At 57.8% G+C, this 18,582-nt stretch carries 12 protein-coding genes; 5 read left to right on the top strand and 7 right to left on the bottom strand.

Annotated elements, in window-relative coordinates; all coding sequences use genetic code 11:
* Positions 1–8: 8 nt before the first annotated feature.
* Complete coding sequence (gene gltB / locus IM291_RS19630; protein WP_047367043.1) at positions 9–4,469, bottom strand: glutamate synthase large subunit; 4,461 nt, start codon at positions 4,467–4,469, stop codon at positions 9–11.
* A 687-nt stretch (positions 4,470–5,156) separates the two neighbouring features.
* Here gltB and IM291_RS19625 point away from each other — a divergent pair.
* Positions 5,157–6,098 (top strand): TIGR01212 family radical SAM protein, encoded by a 942-nt coding sequence (locus tag IM291_RS19625; protein ID WP_192987550.1) that lies wholly within the window; start codon positions 5,157–5,159, stop codon positions 6,096–6,098.
* On the opposite strand, the gene IM291_RS19620 is transcribed toward IM291_RS19625, so the two are convergent.
* Positions 6,078–7,580: a helicase HerA-like C-terminal domain-containing protein gene (locus IM291_RS19620; RefSeq protein WP_063943741.1), complete on the bottom strand. Its 1,503-nt coding sequence runs from the start codon at positions 7,578–7,580 to the stop codon at positions 6,078–6,080. The two genes, IM291_RS19625 and IM291_RS19620, sit on opposite strands and share 21 nt — an antisense overlap.
* 137 nt (positions 7,581–7,717) lie before the next feature.
* Between IM291_RS19620 and IM291_RS19615 the strand changes: the two genes are divergently transcribed.
* On the top strand, positions 7,718–9,355 hold the full coding sequence (locus tag IM291_RS19615; RefSeq protein WP_192971981.1) for a dihydroxyacetone kinase subunit DhaK: 1,638 nt from the start codon (positions 7,718–7,720) through the stop codon (positions 9,353–9,355).
* A 46-nt stretch (positions 9,356–9,401) separates the two neighbouring features.
* Here IM291_RS19615 and IM291_RS19610 read toward each other — a convergent pair whose 3' ends face one another.
* The 5 genes from IM291_RS19610 to pepA form a co-directional block, all read right to left on the bottom strand.
* A complete protein-coding gene (locus IM291_RS19610; protein WP_028014580.1) occupies positions 9,402–10,421 on the bottom strand; it encodes an NAD(P)-dependent alcohol dehydrogenase in 1,020 nt (339 codons plus the stop codon).
* Between the two features lie 83 nt (positions 10,422–10,504).
* Positions 10,505–11,008, bottom strand: coding sequence for a GNAT family N-acetyltransferase (locus IM291_RS19605; RefSeq protein ID WP_028014579.1), 504 nt, complete (start codon positions 11,006–11,008; stop codon positions 10,505–10,507).
* A gap of 123 nt (positions 11,009–11,131) precedes the next feature.
* Positions 11,132–13,987: a valine--tRNA ligase gene (locus tag IM291_RS19600; protein ID WP_048999212.1), complete on the bottom strand. Its 2,856-nt coding sequence runs from the start codon at positions 13,985–13,987 to the stop codon at positions 11,132–11,134.
* Positions 13,987–14,430 carry a DNA polymerase III subunit chi gene (gene holC, locus IM291_RS19595; protein WP_003861884.1) on the bottom strand — a complete coding sequence of 148 codons (444 nt, stop codon included), beginning with the start codon at positions 14,428–14,430 and terminating at the stop codon, positions 13,987–13,989. The genes IM291_RS19600 and holC overlap by 1 nt, the downstream gene beginning before the upstream one ends.
* 86 nt (positions 14,431–14,516) lie before the next feature.
* Positions 14,517–16,028 (bottom strand): leucyl aminopeptidase, encoded by a 1,512-nt coding sequence (gene pepA / locus IM291_RS19590; RefSeq protein ID WP_192987537.1) that lies wholly within the window; start codon positions 16,026–16,028, stop codon positions 14,517–14,519.
* A 143-nt stretch (positions 16,029–16,171) separates the two neighbouring features.
* On the opposite strand from pepA, the gene IM291_RS22130 reads away from it, so the two are divergent.
* The 3 genes from IM291_RS22130 (at position 16,172) to lptG (ending at position 18,477) form a co-directional block, all read left to right on the top strand.
* Positions 16,172–16,231 carry a hypothetical protein gene (locus IM291_RS22130; protein ID WP_213743486.1) on the top strand — a complete coding sequence of 20 codons (60 nt, stop codon included), beginning with the start codon at positions 16,172–16,174 and terminating at the stop codon, positions 16,229–16,231.
* 63 nt (positions 16,232–16,294) lie between these two features.
* Entirely contained in the window at positions 16,295–17,395 is a 1,101-nt protein-coding gene (gene lptF, locus IM291_RS19585; RefSeq protein ID WP_192987536.1) for an LPS export ABC transporter permease LptF, read from the top strand.
* A complete protein-coding gene (gene lptG / locus IM291_RS19580) occupies positions 17,395–18,477 on the top strand; it encodes an LPS export ABC transporter permease LptG (RefSeq protein ID WP_028014575.1) in 1,083 nt (360 codons plus the stop codon). The genes lptF and lptG overlap by 1 nt, the downstream gene beginning before the upstream one ends.
* The last annotated feature ends 105 nt before the right edge of the window (positions 18,478–18,582 follow it).

Genomic DNA, 18,582 nt, shown 5'->3' with positions numbered 1-18,582 from the left:
TGAATTCCTTACTGCGCCTGCACGCGCAGCTCTGCTGCGCTACGACTACGGTGACCCAACAGGGCTTTAACATCGCTGGACTTCGGCTTAACCAGCGCGAATTTCGCAGAGAACGCTGGCCAGTTCGCCAGGATCTCTTCGCCGCGCGAAGAACCGGTATGCTGCACGTGTTCGGTAATCAAACCGCGCAGGTGTTCTTCGTGAATGGCCAGCGAATCAACGTCCAGCACTTCCACCAGTTCCGGGTTCACGCGTTTGCGGAACTCACCGTCTTCATCCAGCACGTAGGCAAAACCGCCCGTCATGCCGGCGCCAAAGTTCACGCCGGTTTTACCCAGGACGCACACAATTCCGCCCGTCATGTATTCGCAGCCGTTATCGCCGATGCCTTCCACCACGGTGATGGCACCGGAGTTACGCACCGCAAAACGTTCGCCCGCACGGCCCGCGGCAAACAGACGACCGCCGGTCGCACCGTACAGACAGGTGTTGCCGATGATGCTGGCTTCATGGCTGCGGAAGGCTGAACCGACCGGAGGACGCACCGCCAGCAGACCGCCCGCCATGCCTTTGCCGACGTAGTCGTTGGCATCGCCGGTCAGGTATAACTCAACGCCGCCGGCGTTCCACACGCCGAAGCTCTGGCCCGCGGTACCGCTGAAGTGCGCGGTAATCGGATCCGACGCCAGCCCCTGATCGCCGTGCGTTTGCGCGATATAACCGGAGAGGGACGCGCCGACAGAACGGTCGGTATTGCGAATATCAAACCAGAACGTTTTGCTCTGCTTCTCGTCCACGTACGGCTTCGCCTGTTGCAGCAGCTGCGCGTTCAGCACGCCGTTGTCGAACGGCGGGTTGTTCTCGGTGCAGTAAACCGCTTTGCCAGGATGCGGCTCAGCCGTTTCCAGCAGCTTAGACAGCTCCAGCTTCTGCTGCTTGGCGGTGAAGCCTTCCAGCTCTTTCAGCAGGTCGGTACGGCCAATCAGATCCACCAGACGCTTCACGCCCAGCTGCGCCATCAGCTCGCGGGTTTCACGGGCGATGAAGTCAAAGTAGTTAGTCACCTTGAACGGCAGGCCATGATAGTGATTCTTACGCAGCTTCTCGTCCTGGGTCGCAACGCCGGTTGCGCAGTTGTTCAGGTGGCAAATACGCAGGTATTTACAGCCGAGCGCAACCATCGGGCCGGTACCGAAGCCGAAGCTTTCCGCACCCAGAATCGCCGCTTTGATGATGTCGAGGCCGGTTTTCAGACCGCCGTCCACCTGCAGACGGATCTTGTGACGCAGACCGTTAGCCACCAGCGCCTGCTGGGTTTCCACCAGGCCAAGCTCCCACGGGCAGCCCGCGTATTTCACGGAGGAGAGCGGGCTTGCGCCGGTACCGCCGTCGTAGCCGGCAATGGTGATCAGATCCGCATAGGCTTTCGCCACGCCGGTGGCGATGGTGCCGACGCCCGGCTCGGAAACCAGCTTCACGGAGATCATCGCTTTCGGGTTGACCTGCTTCAGGTCGAAAATGAGCTGCGCCAGATCCTCGATAGAGTAGATATCGTGGTGCGGCGGCGGGGAAATCAGCGTCACGCCCGGCACCGAGTAGCGCAGTTTGGCGATGTACGGGGTGACTTTATCACCCGGCAGCTGACCGCCTTCGCCCGGTTTTGCACCCTGAGCGACCTTAATCTGGATCACGTCGGCGTTAACCAGGTAGGCAGGGGTTACGCCAAAGCGGCCGGACGCCACCTGCTTGATGCGCGACACTTTGTTGGTGCCGTAACGGGCCGGATCTTCACCGCCCTCGCCGGAGTTGGAGTTGCCGCCGATGCTGTTCATGGCTTCCGCCAGCGCTTCGTGCGCTTCCGGGCTCAGCGCGCCGATGGACATCGCCGCGGTATCGAAGCGTTTGAACAGTTCGGATGCAGGCTCAACTTCGTCAACGCTGACCGCTTCATCGCCCGGATTGAGGGCAATAAGGTCTCGCAGCGTCGCTGCCGGACGGTTGTTCACCAGCTCGGCATACTGCTGATAATCGCTGTATTCGCCGCTCTGTACCGCCTGTTGCAGCGTGCGCACCACGTCCGGGTTGTAGGCGTGATATTCGCCGCCGTGAACGTATTTCAGCAGGCCGCCCTGTTCCAGCGGCTTACGTGCCAGCCAGGCGCGCTTCGACAGGTTCACCAGATCCTGCTGGAAGTCAGCAAAACCGGCCCCGCCGATGCGGCTGACCACGCCCTGGAAGCAGAGGTTGGCGACGTCGTCGTGCAGGCCGACCGCTTCAAACAGCTTCGAGCAGCGGTAAGAGGCAATGGTCGAGATGCCCATTTTGGACATGATCTTATACAGGCCTTTGTTGATGCCGTTACGGTAGTTCAGCATCACCGTGCGGTAATCTTTGTCGATGGCGCGGGTGTCTACCAGGCGGGCCAGCGTTTCGTAGGCCAGGTACGGGTAGATCGCCGTCGCACCAAAGCCTAACAGCACGGCAAAGTGGTGCGGATCGCGGGCGCTCGCGGTTTCCACAATGATGTTGGCGTCGCAGCGCAGGCTCTTGTCGACCAGACGCGTCTGGATAGCTCCCACCGCCATTGGCGCAGGCACCGGCAGACGGTTTTTCGCAATGTTACGGTCAGACAGCACCAGCAGAACGGTGCCGTTACGCACCATCTGCTCGGCTTTGTCACACAGCGCATTCACCGTCTCTTCGAGGCTCGTTTCGGTCACGTCGAAGGTGATATCGAGCGTGTCGGCGCGGTAGTGCTCCTCGGTCATGGTGGTGAGCTGTTTAAAATCAGAGTACAGCAGGATCGGCGATTTAAAGGTCAGACGGTGCGCCTGGCCTTCGGCTTCGCAGAAGACGTTCATCTCACGGCCGATGCTGGTGGCTAGCGACATCACGTGGGCTTCACGCAGCGGATCGATTGGCGGGTTGGTCACCTGCGCAAACTGCTGACGGAAGTAGTCGTAAATAATGCGCGGCTGGCTGGAGAGCACGGCGAACGGGGTATCGTCACCCATCGAGCCGACCGCTTCCTGGCCGTTTTCGCCGAGCACGCGAATAACCGAGTCCAGCTCTTCCGCGCTGTAGTTAAACTGCTTCTGGAAGCTCGCGAGGGTATCGTCGTCCATCTCGCGGCTGCCCACTTCGTCGTCAGACAGATCTTCGAACGGCACCAGGCGACGGACGTTTTTCGCCATCCACTCTTTATACGGATGGCGGCTTTTCAGATCGTTATCGGTTTCCGCAGAGTGCAGAATACGGCCGCCGCGGGTATCGATCACCATCAGCTCGCCCGGACCGACGCGGCCTTTCTCGACCACTTCGTCAGGCTGGTAATCCCAGATCCCCACTTCAGAGGCGCAGGTGATGAGCTTGTCTTTGGTGATGACGTAGCGCGCCGGACGCAGACCGTTACGGTCCAGGTTACAGGCAGCGAAGCGACCGTCGGACATCACGATACCTGCCGGACCGTCCCACGGCTCCATGTGCATGGAGTTAAAGTCGAAGAATGCGCGCAGCTCCGGATCCATATCCGGGTTGTTCTGCCAGGCCGGCGGCACGAGCAGACGCATGGCGCGCACGATATCCATCCCGCCCGCCAGCAGCAGCTCCAGCATGTTGTCCATGGAGCTGGAGTCAGAGCCGGTTTCGTTCACGAACGGCGCGGCATCGTGCAGGTCAGGGATCAGCGGGGTCTGGAACTTATAGGTACGAGCACGCGCCCACTGGCGGTTGCCGGTGATGGTGTTGATCTCGCCGTTGTGCGCCAGGTAGCGGAACGGCTGAGCCAGCGGCCAGCGCGGTACGGTGTTGGTGGAGAAGCGCTGGTGGAACAGGCAAATGGCCGATTCCAGACGCAGGTCCGCCAGGTCCAGGTAGAAGCGCGGCAGGTCAGCCGGCATACACAGACCTTTATAGATGTTCACCAGGTTAGAGAGGCTACAGACGTAGAACTCTTTATCGTCCTGAAGACGTTTTTCAATGCGGCGACGGGCGATAAACAGACGGCGTTCCATATCGCGCGGACGCCAGCCCGCAGGCGCGTTAACGAAAATCTGCTCAATACGAGGCAGCGAGGAGAGGGCGATTTCACCGAGTACCCCTTCGTTGGTTGGCACATCGCGCCAGCCGACAATCGACAGGGTTTCGCGCTGAAGTTCTTCTTCAACGATGCGGCGTGAGGCGGCAGCCTTTTCAGGATCCTGATTCAGGAACAGCATGCCGACAGCGTAGTTTTTGGCTAAACGCCAGCCGCGCTCTTCCGCCACGATGCGGAAGAAACGATCCGGTTTTTGCAGCAGCAGGCCGCAACCGTCGCCGGTTTTACCATCGGCCAGGATGGCGCCACGGTGCTGCATACGGGCCAGTGCGTGAATAGCGGTACGCACTACCTTGTGGCTAGGTTCGCCTTCTATGTGGGCGATCAGGCCGAAACCACAGTTATCCTTCTCAAGGGATTTATCGTACAACATATCAGTGAACCTCCCCAGGCTCGTCGGGCTTCCCACTGAACTTTACCGTGGCGCACAGGCGCAGAAAGAGCATGGCGACGGGGTTAGCGTTTCATACGCGGACCTCGCATTCGCCCTCTTTTTCATCCTTTCGCGCAGGTAAACAAGTTTGAGGACTTGCTTCAGAGGGAATCTCAATTACTGCATAAATATGATGAGCAGGCCGCTCATCCAGAAAGCTTCCAGCGGATTTCCAACTTATCGGGAATTGGTACACAGGTCAAATGGCAATCTTATTTATACAAAAATGTGCTAAAGCGTAATTATCATTTTGTTTTTATTGGTTATTTGGCTAATTTTACAACCACTGAAAGCGCCAGGAAGGTGCAGGGGAGTGTGATCTGACTCACTATATGAAAGCGGTATTATTGATGCAGCGTGCTGAAATGCGGTTTTATGACAGAATAATAATCTGGCGCAGTCTTCGAACCCGCATAAAATCACTGTTTTTCAGTCCTGGCGCTATAAATGAAAAAAACCATCAGAACATAAGGAAAAGTAATTACGTGGCGGGTGAATGAAATCTCGGTAATCGTGATTATTTATTCAAATGGATAAAGGCCGTCCAGGGCGATTGATCCAGGTCATCGCCGACAGAGGCTAAAAATGGCAGGCTTGTCCCCTTTCTTCGGGACGGTCTATCAGATTATGCAGTTACAGAAATTAGTCAATATGTTTGGTGGGGATCTTTTGCAGCGGTACGGTCAAAAGGTGCATAAGCTGACGCTGCACGGCGGGTTTAGCTGCCCGAATCGCGACGGCACCATCGGGCGCGGAGGCTGCACCTTCTGTAACGTTGCGTCGTTTGCCGATGAAGCACAGCAACATAACTCTATCGCTGAACAGCTTGCTCATCAGGCCAGCCTGGTGAACCGTGCGAAGCAGTATCTGGCCTATTTTCAGGCTTACACCAGCACGTGGGCGGAGGTGCAGGTATTGCGATCGATGTATCAGCAGGCCGTCAGCCAGGCCAACATCGTTGGGCTGTGCGTGGGAACCCGCCCGGACTGCGTACCGGACGCGGTGCTGGACCTGCTCAGCGAGTACAAAGAACAAGGCTACGAGATCTGGCTGGAGCTGGGCTTGCAAACGGCACATGATAAAACGCTGCACCGTATCAACCGTGGCCATGATTTCGCCTGCTACCAGCGCACCACGCGGCTGGCACGCGAGCGCGGGCTGAAGGTCTGTTCACATCTGATTGTCGGTCTGCCCGGCGAAGGTCAACAGCATGCCCTTGAAACGCTGGAAAAAGTCGTTGAAACCGGCGTGGACGGCATCAAGCTTCATCCGCTGCATATCGTGAAGGGCAGCATTATGGCGAAAGCCTGGGAGGCCGGGCGGTTAAGCGGTATCGAGCTTGAGGACTATACGGTGACGGCGGGGGAGATGATTCGCCACACGCCGCCGGAGATTGTCTACCACCGCATCTCCGCCAGCGCCCGCCGTCCAACGCTTCTGGCACCGCTCTGGTGCGAGAACCGGTGGACGGGGATGGTGGAAATCGACCGCTATCTTCAGGAAAACGGCGTACAGGGTTCGGCGCTGGGCCGCCCGTGGGTTCCCCGCCTATCGACGGCGGCCGCCTAGCAGACTCCCCAGCATGCCGCGCACAATCTGATTGGTGACCTGCCGCGCGGCGCTTTTCGCCATAGTCTGTACCACGCCGTCGCGCTTGCCGCCGCGCGGTCCGGTTGTGCCAAACAAAATGTCTTTTAGCCCGCCGAGAATGCCGTCATCCACTGCGACTGACTGGCCCTTAGCGGGTGGAGCATCCTGCGATTCGGTGTTTGCCTGTACCCCTTTTTGCAGCATCTCGAACGCAGACTCCCGATCCACCTCGTCTTCATACTTGCCGTACACCGGGGAGTGATTAATCAGGCTGTTACGTTCATCGTCGGTAACCGGCCCCATGCGCGAGCAGGGCGCGATCACCATTGCGCGTTCCACCACGGACGGGCTGCCCTTGGCATCCAGGAACGAGATCAGTGCTTCACCGGTGCCCAGCGCCTGAATCGCGGCTTCGGTATCAAAGGCCGGATTGGCACGCATGGTTTGCGCGGCGGCTTTCACCGCTTTCTGATCCTTCGGCGTAAAGGCGCGCAGGGCGTGCTGCACGCGGTTACCCAGCTGGCCCAGCACATTGTCAGGAATATCCGACGGGTTTTGCGACACAAACCAGACGCCGACCCCTTTGGAGCGGATCAGGCGTATAACCTGTTCAATTTTATCCAGCAGTACCTGCGGCGCGTCGTTAAACAGCAGGTGTGCTTCGTCAAAGAAGAAGACCAGTTTGGGTTTTTCCAGATCGCCCGCTTCCGGTAACTGCTCGTACAGTTCGGAGAGCATCCACAGCAGGCTGGCGGCGTAAAGCTTTGGCATCTGGTAGAGCTTCTCTGAACTCAGAATGTTGATGATGCCTTTGCCGCTGCTGTCGGTGCGCATCCAGTCTTTAATATCCAGCATCGGCTCGCCGAAGAAGTGTTCGGCGCCCTGCTGCTCCAGCGTCAGTAGCCCACGCTGAATGGCACCGACAGAGGCGCTGCTGATATTGCCGTACTGGTTCTGGAAAGATTTGGCGTTATCGCCGATATACTGGGTAATGGCGCGCAGATCTTTGAAATCGAGCAGCAGCAGCCCCTGATCGTCGGCGATACGGAAGATAATATTCAGCACGCCGGACTGCACGTCGTTGAGGTTGAGCAGGCGGGCCAGCAGCAGCGGGCCGAGATCGGAAACGGTGGCGCGTACCGGGTGGCCTTTCTCACCGAAGATGTCCCAGACCACCACCGGGTTGCCGTGCGGCGTCCAGTCCGTAATGCCAATATTCTTCAGTCGTTCGAGCAGTTTTTCAGAAGCGGTACCCTCCTGAGCCACACCGGTTAAATCGCCCTTCACGTCAGCCATAAAGACCGGCACGCCAATCTCTGAAAGTGACTCCGCCAGCTTCTGAAGAGTGACTGTTTTCCCTGTGCCGGTGGCGCCGGTAATCAGACCGTGGCGGTTCGCCATCGCGGGCAGTAAATACAGCTCTTTTTCCAGCGTCCGGGCAATTAACAATGGTGTACTCATGATGCGCTTCCTCTCTTAGTCCTGGGTGGAGTATAGGCAACCTGACGGCAAAATGGTTGAGTAAATTGCTGACTTTGCGGCGCATTGTCCAGCGCGGACTATGCTTTTGCATACGGTTCATAAAATAGTGGAAAACAATGTCCAGATTCTTCTTTAACGATCGCAAACAGCTGGTCAACGACGCCATTGAAGGCATACTGCTTTCTGCGCCACATGCGAATCTCGTCAAACTTGATATCGATCCAGCTATCAGGGTTGTCGCCCGCGGCGACTGGGATAAAAGCCGCGTGGCGGTGATCTCCGGCGGTGGCTCCGGGCACGAACCGGCGCACGCCGGATTTGTCGGTAAAGGCATGCTGACGGCGGCAGTGTGTGGCGATCTGTTCGCCTCCCCGAGCGTGGATGCGGTGCTGAACGCTATTGTGGCGGTGACGGGCGATCGCGGCTGCCTGCTCATCGTCAAAAACTATACCGGTGACCGGCTTAACTTTGGCCTGGCGGCAGAAAAGGCCAAACGCTACGGCCTGAAGGTCGAGATGGTGATTGTGGCAGACGATATCGCGCTGCCCGACAACAAGCAGCCGCGCGGCATTGCCGGCACGGCGCTGGTGCACAAGATTGCGGGCTATGCAGCGGAGCACGGAAAATCGCTGAGCGAGGTGCGGGATATTGCGCAGCAGGCCTGCGATAACCTCTGGAGCCTGGGCGTTGCGATGCAAACCTGCAACCTGCCGGGCAGCGACGATGAAGAGGGGCGCATCAAGCAGGGCCATGTCGAGCTGGGGCTGGGGATCCACGGGGAGCCGGGTGCCTCGGTGGTTGATACGCAAAACAGCAAAGCGATTATCGACACGCTGGTGTCGCCGCTCAAAGCGCAGGCGGGCGAGGGGCGTTTCGCGGTGCTGATCAACAACCTCGGCGGCGTGTCCGCGCTGGAGATGGCTCTGCTCACCAAAGAGCTGGCACATTCAGCGCTGAAAGAGAATATTGCGTACCTGATTGGCCCTGCGCCGCTGGTGAGCGCGCTGGATATGAAGGGCTTTTCTCTGACGCTGCTAAAGCTCAACGATTACTTTGAAAAGGCGATTCACGCCGAGGTCGAGACGCTGGGCTGGCAGAAGCCTGTGGCGTTTGCCCCTCTGCGTACCGTTCCGCAAAGCGCTATTCACGATAGCGTGGAATATGCCGCGTCCGACAATCCGCAGGTGAAGGAGTCTGTTTCACAGGTGACGAAGACGCTCATACAGCTTGAAAACCGCCTGAATGCGCTGGATGCCAAAGTGGGCGATGGCGATACCGGCTCTACGTTTGCGCAAGGTGCACGGGATATTGCGCAGCGCCTGGAAGAAAACACTCTCCCGCTGAATGACGTGCCTAAGCTGCTGTTGCTGGTGGGGGAACGACTGGCCACGGTGATGGGCGGATCGAGCGGTGTACTCATGTCGATCTTCTTCACGGCGGCGGGGCAAAAGCTTCACGATGGACAGCCGCTACCTGAAGCATTGCTGAGCGGACTGGCGCAGATGAAGCAGTATGGCGGGGCAGATCTCGGCGATCGTACGCTGATCGATGCGCTGCAACCGGCGCTGGAAGCCTTGAAGAAAAAAGATCTTCAGGCGGCCGCGCAGGCTGCGCAGCAGGGGGCGGAGGCAACGGCGAAAATGGCGAAAGCCGGAGCAGGGCGCTCATCGTATGTGAATAAAGAGAATCTGGATGGGGTAATGGACCCGGGGGCGGTCGCGGTGGCGGAAGTGTTTAATACATTGGCGCAGTAGCAAAAGTAGGCCGGGTCAGGCGAAGCCGCCACCCGGCAAACTCACATCAGAAATCCGCTTTCAACACCACGCGATAACGGGCTTTGCCGTCGCGCACGTGCTGGATGGCTTCGTTAATTTTCGACATTGGATACAGCTCGGTGGTCGGCGTCACTTTGGTGCGGCCGGCAAACTTCATCAGCTTGCGCAGCTCGTATGGCGTACCGGTCGCGGAGCCTGACACGCTGCGATCCCCGCCGATCAGGGTAAAGGCCGGAACCGGCAGCGGCTTCATCACCGCACCCACGGTGTGGAAGTTACCGCCGTAGGCCAGCGCTTCAAAGTAAGGCTGCCAGTTGAGATCGACGTTCACGGTGTTGATGATCAGGTCAAACTGCCCAGCCAGCGCGTTCAGCGCGTCCGGATCGCGGCTGTTCACGACTTTGTCCGCGCCCATTGCCAGCACTTCTTTCTCCTTCGCCGGGTTCGAGCTAAACGCCGTCACTTCACAGCCCATCGCGTGCAGCAGCTTGATGGCGATATGGCCCAGACCGCCGATACCGATCACGCCCACGCGGCTGGTGGCGGTGACGTGGTGCATCAGCAGCGGTTTAAAGACGGTGATCCCGCCGCACAGCAGTGGACCAGCAGATTCAATATCAATGCTGTCCGGCAGCGGGATGACCCATTGCCAGTCGGCGCGCAGCTTATCGGCGAAACCGCCCTTGTTCAGGATGGTGGGCACTGCGCCTTCTAGGCAGTTGATCTGGTTGCCGCTGATACAGGCGTCGCAGTGGCCGCAGCTGCGTGCTGTCCAGCCAATGCCCACGCGCTGGCCAACCTTCAGCCCTTTGTCCTGCGCGGCGCTGCCGAGCGCGACGACGCGGCCAATCACTTCGTGCCCGGCAACCAGCGGATAGCTGGAGAAGCCCCATTCGTTGTCGATCATCGAGAGATCTGAGTGGCAGACCCCGCAGTAATCAACCTGTACTTCGACGTCTTCTGCTTTTAGTTCGCCCGCATCGTACTCGTACAGCTCAAGTTCTGCACCCGCCTGCGGTGCGGCGTAGCTTTTTATCTTCGACATCGTGTTTCCCCCGTTGTGGTGTGAACTGAGAGTGTAGAGCATTCAGTTTACAGCCGCTTAACAGAAGGGGGCAGGAACGAAACTTACAGACTTTTCAGCATTCTGACTTCGCAGTCGACGTGGCCCGTGCAGCCCAGCGGCGCATCGATATGCTCAAAGCCCAGATGTTCATACAGGCCGATGGCCTCTTTGAGGAAGGCGGTGGTTTCGAGGTAACAGCGTTTAAAACCCTGATTGCGCGCGTGCTCCAGGGCGACCAGCGCCAGCTTTTTCGCCAGACCCTGTCCACGAACCGACGGCAAGAAATACATTTTCTGCAGCTCACAGATATCCGGCTCGCTGCAGCTCAGCGGTGCAACACCGCCGCCGCCCACAACCTGGCCGTCCTGCTCAATGACCCAGTAGGCGTGGCCCGGCTGGCTGTACAGCTTAAACAGTTCGTCAAGATTCGGGTCGGCAACGGTGTAACCTTTATCCGCCGTCAGCCCAAACTCTGCAGAAACGGTGCGGATAACGGCGGCGATAGCCGGATTGTCCTGCTCAGTGATCCGACGCATCGTCGTCGCGACGGGGGTAATCACGCTCATAGCATTACTCATTACAAAAATTGACACACAGTTGCTGTTAATAGCACCGCAGAAAAGGGAGTGCAAGCGAGGAGTTTTCAGGAAGGTTACCCCTTACGCCCTGAAGCGTAAGGGGTAAAAGCATTACAGGGCCGCGATAACGGCCTGCTGCTCGATCAGTTTGGTCTTCGCATCGGCGAAGGCAACCAGACGCTCACGCTCTTTGGCAATGACAGCTTCCGGCGCGCGGGCAACAAAGCCTTCGTTCGCCAGCTTACTTTCGATTTTGCCAATTTCCACGTCGACCTTCGCCACTTCTTTCGCCAGACGCGCCAGCTCTGCGTCTTTGTCGACCAGGCCCGCCATCGGGATCAGCAGCTCCGCACCGTCGATAATTTTAGTCACGGAAACCGGACCCTTGTCATCGGCAGGCAGCACGGTGATGCTTTCCAGACGCGCCATGGTTTTCAGGAAGGTGTTGTTCTCGGTGACGCGACGAACGGCAGCGTCGCTGCAGCCGCGCAGCAGCAGCTCCAGTGGTTTACCCGGGGCGATGTTCATTTCGGCACGGATGTTACGTACCGCAACGATCGCCTGCTTCAGCCACTCGGTATCCGCTGACGCGGCTTCATCAACCTTAGCCGCATCGAATTCCGGGAACGGCTGCAGCATGATGGTATCGGCGCTGATGCCCGCAATGACCTTCACGCGCTGCCAGATGGTCTCGGTGATGAATGGAATAACCGGATGCGCCAGGCGCAGCAGGCCTTCCAGGACGGTAATCAGCGTGTTGCGCGTGCCGCGCAGCTCTGCTTCAGAACCGCCGTTCATGACCGGCTTCGCCAGCTCCAGATACCAGTCACAGAACTGGTTCCAGGTGAATTCATACAGAATGCCCGCTGCAATATCGAAGCGGTAGCTGTCCAGCGCCTCGCGGAAGGCTTTCACCGTCTGGTTAAATTCCGCCAGGATCCAGCGGTCCGCCAGAGACAGGGTCATCTCGCCGCCGTTGAAGCCGCAATCCTGATCTTCGGTGTTCATCAGCACGAAGCGGCTGGCGTTCCACAGCTTGTTACAGAAGTTACGGTAACCTTCCAGACGCTTCATGTCCCAGTTGATGTCGCGGCCGGTCGAGGCCAGCGCCGCCAGGGTGAAGCGCAGGGCGTCGGTACCGTGAGATTCGATCCCGTTCGGGAACTGCTTCTCGGTACGCTTGCGGATTTTCTCAGCCAGCTGCGGCTGCATCATGTTGCCGGTACGTTTTTCCAACAGGTCTTCCAGGGAGATCCCGTCAACCATGTCCAGCGGGTCAATCACGTTGCCCTTGGACTTGGACATCTTCTGCCCTTCGTCGTCGCGGATAAGGCCGGTCATGTAGACGGTATGGAACGGAACCTGCGGCTTGCCGTCTTCGTCTTTGATGAAGTGCATGGTCATCATGATCATGCGGGCAATCCAGAAGAAGATGATGTCGAAGCCGGACACCATTACGCTGGTAGGGTGGAACTGACGCAGCGCGTCGGTGTTTTCCGGCCAGCCGAGGGTAGAGAAGGTCCACAGCGCGGAGGAGAACCAGGTATCCAGAACGTCTTCATCCTGGCGCAGGGCCACGTCAGCGCTCAGGTTGTTTTCCTGACGCACTTCGTCTTCGCTACGGCCAACGTAGACGTTGCCTTCGTTGTCGTACCATGCCGGGATGCGGTGACCCCACCACAGCTGACGGGAGATACACCAGTCCTGAATGTCGCGCATCCAGGAGAAGTACATGTTTTCGTACTGCTTCGGCACGAACTGAATGCTGCCGTTCTCAACCGCTTCCACAGCCGGTTTTGCCAGCACGTCGGCACGGACGTACCACTGGTCGGTCAGCATTGGCTCAATAACCACGCCGCCACGGTCGCCGTACGGCACGGTCAGATCGTGAGGCTTAATCTCTTCCAGCAGGCCGAGGGCATCAACGGCGGCTACGATGGCTTTACGTGCGGCAAAGCGCTCCAGCTTCTGGAACTCCGCCGGGATCTCGCTGGAGTAAACGTCGGATTCGTTGCCTTTGGTGTCGTACACCTCTGCGCTTTCGCGGATATCGCCGTCGAAGGTCAGAATGTTGATCATCGGCAGGGCGTGACGACGACCCACTTCATAGTCGTTGAAGTCGTGCGCCGGGGTGATTTTCACGCAGCCGGTGCCTTTTTCCATGTCGGCGTGTTCGTCGCCCACAATCGGAATGCGGCGGTTCACCAGCGGCAGCACCACAAATTTGCCGATCAGATCTTTATAGCGCGGATCTTCCGGGTTAACGGCCACGCCGGTATCGCCCAGCAGGGTTTCCGGACGGGTGGTCGCCACCACCAGGTAATCTTTACCGTCTGCGGTTTTTGCGCCGTCGGCCAGCGGATAGCGGATGTGCCACATGGAGCCTTTAGACTCGCGGTTTTCCACTTCCAGGTCAGAAATTGCGGTGCGCAGTTTCGGGTCCCAGTTTACCAGGCGTTTGCCGCGGTAAATCAGGTCTTCTTTGTACAGACGGACGAACACTTCTTTTACGGCGTTGGACAGGCCTTCGTCCATGGTGAAGCGCTCGCGCTCCCAGTCCACGGAGTTGCCGAGACGGCGCATCTGACGGGTAATGGTGCCGCCGGATTCTGCCTTCCACTGCCAGATTTTGTCGATGAACGCATCGCGACCGTAGTCGTGACGAGTTTTACCTTCTTCAGCGGCAATTTTACGCTCAACCACCATCTGGGTCGCGATACCCGCGTGGTCAGTCCCCGCCTGCCACAGGGTGTTTTTGCCCTGCATGCGCTGGTAGCGGATCATGGTGTCCATGATGGTCTGCTGGAAAGCATGCCCCATATGCAAACTGCCGGTGACGTTCGGCGGCGGGATCATGATGCAGAAGGACTCTTTGCTTTCGTCGCCGTTAGGCTTGAAATAGCCCTGCTGTTCCCAGTGCTCGTAAAGCGGCTGTTCGATATCGCGTGGGTTATATGTCTTTTCCATTATTTCCAGGTTGCCGTATTCAGGTTAAAACCGGCCAGGCGGTACGCTTTATAGCGTTCGCGCGCCAGTTGTTTCAAGGATTCTTCGTAAGGGACAAAGTCTACCACTTCTGTGAAAGCGGTGGCAAAATCTGCAAAGTCTGTCCGCAGGCTAATGAGAATATCGCGCGCGCTGCTGTTGCGCTTTTGCGGCCAGGCAATTTCGACCGGTGCCCCGCCGCGTGGACCTTCGCCCGACAGGTTATGCGGAACAAAACTTTCCGGCGGGCGCGCCCATAGCGCTTCATCCAGGCGAATCGCCTGCTGCTCATCTTCACAGGCAATCAGTACGCGTTTACCTGCGCGCCAACGTTCTGCGGCAATTTCACACACCAGCTGTTCAACGGCGCTGAGGCCATCCTGATGGGTGTCGTTGTCCAGAAGGTAGAACGTTGCATTTTTCATATATGGGGCTTCTTGTGCTCACTTTAAATGCTTAAGCCGGGTGGCGGCTTCGCCTTACCCGGCCTACGGTTTACTGCCGTTTTGACTTACTCGTCGCCGTTAAAACCCGCACGATTAAGCAGGAACTGCGACAGCAGGGCCACCGGACGTCCGGTAGCGCCTTTGGCTTTACCGGAGCGCCATGCGGTCCCCGCGATATCCAGGTGCGCCCAGTTATATTTACGGGTGAAGCGCGCCAGGAAGCAGCCTGCGGTAATTGCTCCGCCAGGACGACCGCCGATGTTAGCCATGTCCGCAAAGTTAGACTCCAGCTGTTCCTGATACTCGTCACCCAGCGGCAGACGCCATGCGCGGTCACCGGCCTGCTCGGACGCACCGATAAGCTCGTGCGCCAGCGGGTTGTGGTTCGACATCAGGCCGGTGATGTGATGGCCCAGGGCAATCACGCAGGCACCGGTCAGGGTGGCCACGTCGATAACCGCTTCTGGCTCGAAGCGCTCAACGTAGGTCAACACGTCACAGAGTACCAGACGGCCTTCGGCGTCGGTATTGAGCACCTCAACGGTCTGGCCGGACATGGTGGTCAGGACGTCGCCCGGACGATACGCGCGACCGCCAGGCATGTTTTCGCAGCCTGCCAGCACGCCGATTACGTTGATGGGCAGCTGAAGCTCCGCAACCATGCGCATGACGCCGTAAACCGCCGCCGCGCCGCACATGTCGTACTTCATCTCGTCCATGCCTTCTGAAGGCTTGATGGAGATACCGCCGGAGTCAAAGGTCAGCCCTTTACCGACGAGCACGATCGGACGCGCGTCTTCAGACGGGTTGCCTTTGTATTCGATGACCGACATCAGGGATTCGTTCTGCGAGCCGTTACCCACCGCCAGATAAGAGTGCATCCCCAGCTCTTTCATCTGCTGTTCGCCGATGACGCGGGTGATGACGTTTTTGCTGTAGGAGTCAGCCAGCTGGCGCGCCTGAGAGGCGAGGTAGGCGGCGTTACAGATGTTTGGCGGCATGTTGCCGAGATCTTTTGCCGCTTTGATACCGGCGGCAATCGCCAGACCATGCTGGATGGCGCGCTCGCCGCTGGTCAGTTCGCGACGGGTTGGCACGTTAAAGACCATTTTGCGCAGCGGGCGACGCGGCTCGCTTTTGTTGGTCTTAAGCTGCTCGAAGCTGTAAAGGCTCTCTTTTGCCGTTTCGACGGCCTGACGCACTTTCCAGTAGGTGTTACGGCCTTTGACGTGCAGCTCGGTCAGGAAGCAGACGGCTTCCATTGAACCGGTGTCATTCAGCGTATTAATGGTTTTCTGAATAACCTGCTTATACTGACGTTCATCCAGCTCGCGCTCTTTGCCGCAGCCAATCAGCAGAATACGCTCTGACAGGACGTTCGGAACATGGTGCAGTAACAGCGTCTGCCCAGGTTTGCCTTCCAGTTCGCCACGGCGCAGCAGGGCGCTGATATAGCCGTCACTGATTTTATCGAGTTGCTCGGCGATCGGGGAGAGTCGGCGCGGTTCAAAGACGCCCACAACGATGCAGGCACTCCGCTGTTTCTCCGGGCTACCGCTTTTTACACTGAACTCCATGCACTACGCTCCTGAATCTTAAAGACAACGGCGGCTGCTACGGATAGAATTGAAACCTTTCGTAACTCATGTCCGCTGTTGTGGTGACTTCGTGTTAATCTTACGTTACTACGGTTTCGACACGTCAGAAAAAGTCCTGAAGCGTGAATCCGCCGGATGTTTTAATCTTAGCGACGATTTCGACGACTCAAGAGAATAAATGACGTTTAAGCCATGAAACAAGCGATTTTCCAGCAAAGAGACGGGTTTTTACGGGCGTATTTAAAGTGATAATCATAAGATATCTGGTGCGGGAGACGCTCAAAAGCCAACTGGCGATCCTCTTCATCCTGCTGCTGATTTTTTTCTGTCAGAAGCTGGTGAAGATCCTCGGTGCGGCCGTTGACGGCGAAATTCCAACGAATCTGGTGCTTTCCCTGCTTGGGCTGGGGATCCCGGAAATGGCGCAGCTTATTCTGCCGCTGAGTCTATTCCTCGGCCTGCTGATGACCCTCGGTAAGCTGTACACCGAGAGTGAAATTACGGTGATGCATGCCTGCGGCCTGAGTAAAGCTGTACTGGTGAAAGCGGCGATGATACTGGCGCTGTTCACGGGCATTGTTGCGGCGGTGAATGTGATGTGGGCGGGCCCTATGTCTTCCCGTCATCAGGACGAAGTGCTGGCCGAGGCGAAAGCAAACCCCGGCTTGGCGGCGCTCGCGCAGGGGCAGTTCCAGCAGGCGACTGACGGAAACTCCGTGCTGTTTATTGAGAGCGTTGACGGCAGTAAATTCAACGATGTATTTCTGGCGCAGCTGCGTCCTAAAGGTAACGCGCGTCCGTCAGTGGTGGTTGCCGATTCTGGCAAGCTTTCTCAGCGCAAAGACGGTTCTCAGGTCGTCACGCTGAATAAAGGCACCCGTTTCGAAGGCACCGCGATGCTGCGTGACTTCCGTATTACGGATTTCCAGAACTATCAGGCCATTATTGGTCATCAGGCGGTGGCGCTCGATCCGACGGATACCGAGCAAATGGATATGCGCACGCTGTGGAATACCGATACCGACAGAGCGCGGGCTGAGTTCCACTGGCGTATTACGCTCGTATTCACCGTGTTTATGATGGCACTGATTGTCGTGCCGCTGAGCGTGGTGAACCCGCGCCAGGGCCGCGTGCTCTCTATGCTGCCAGCGATGCTGCTTTACCTGATCTACTTCCTGCTGCAAACCTCGATTCGCTCTAACGGCGCGAAGGGTAAACTGGATCCGATGGTCTGGACGTGGTTCGTTAACAGCCTGTACATCTTACTGGCGCTGGGATTAAACCTGTGGGATACGGTGCCTGTGCGCCGCATACGTGCCCGATTCTCGCGTAAAGGAGCCATCTAATGCAGGCGTTTGGCGTTCTTGATCGCTATATCGGTAAAACCATTTTCACTACCATCATGATGACGTTGTTCATGCTGGTGTCGCTCTCCGGCATTATCAAATTTGTCGATCAGCTGAAAAAAGCCGGACAGGGCAGCTATGACGCGATGGGGGCGGGGATGTACACCCTGCTCAGCGTGCCAAAAGATGTGCAGATCTTCTTCCCGATGGCGGCTCTGCTGGGCGCGCTGCTGGGGCTGGGGATGCTGGCTCAGCGCAGCGAGCTGGTGGTGATGCAGGCCTCAGGCTTTACCCGTATGCAGGTTGCGCTGTCGGTAATGAAAACCGCAATCCCGCTGGTGCTGTTGACCATGGCGATTGGCGAGTGGGTGGCACCGCAGGGCGAGCAGATGGCGCGTAACTATCGTGCTCAGGCAATGTACGGTGGTTCACTGCTCTCGACTCAGCAAGGTTTATGGGCGAAAGACGGGAAAAACTTCGTCTACATCGAACGGGTAAAGGGTAATGATGAACTGGGCGGGGTGAGCATCTACGCGTTCAACGACCAGCGCCGTCTGGAGTCTGTCCGACACGCCTCTTCCGCGAAGTTTGACGCTGAACATAAGCAGTGGCGTTTGTCGCAGGTTGATGAATCTGACCTGACGGATCCAAAACAGATTACCGGGTCACAGACGGTGACCGGCACCTGGAAGACCAACCTCACGCCGGATAAGCTCGGGGTTGTTGCGCTGGATCCTGACGCGCTCTCTATCAGCGGCTTGCACAACTATGTGAAGTACCTGAAGTCGAGCGGGCAGGATGCCGGACGCTATCAGCTCAACATGTGGAGCAAAATCTTCCAGCCGATGTCCGTGGCGGTGATGATGCTGATGGCGCTGTCGTTTATCTTCGGCCCGCTGCGTAGCGTGCCGATGGGCGTGCGCGTCGTGACCGGTATTAGCTTCGGCTTTGTCTTCTATGTACTCGATCAGATCTTCGGTCCGCTGACGCTGGTTTATGGCATCCCGCCGATTATCGGTGCGCTGCTGCCGAGCGCCAGCTTCTTCCTGATCAGCCTCTGGCTGCTGCTGAAACGCTCCTGATTGACCTCTCCTCGCTTCCGGTGAAACGGAGGCGAGGCTAATCTCCTGTTTCACCCCGCACTTTTTCTCACAACCTTCAACGTCCCGCCTCGAATTTGAGTATTA

Origin of the sequence: Enterobacter cloacae complex sp. P27C (assembly GCF_014895705.1) — a bacterium.
Lineage (GTDB): Bacteria > Pseudomonadota > Gammaproteobacteria > Enterobacterales > Enterobacteriaceae > Enterobacter > Enterobacter bugandensis.
The sequence above is the reverse complement of the archived record's forward strand: the minus strand, read 5'-3'. Positions and strand labels throughout refer to the sequence as shown.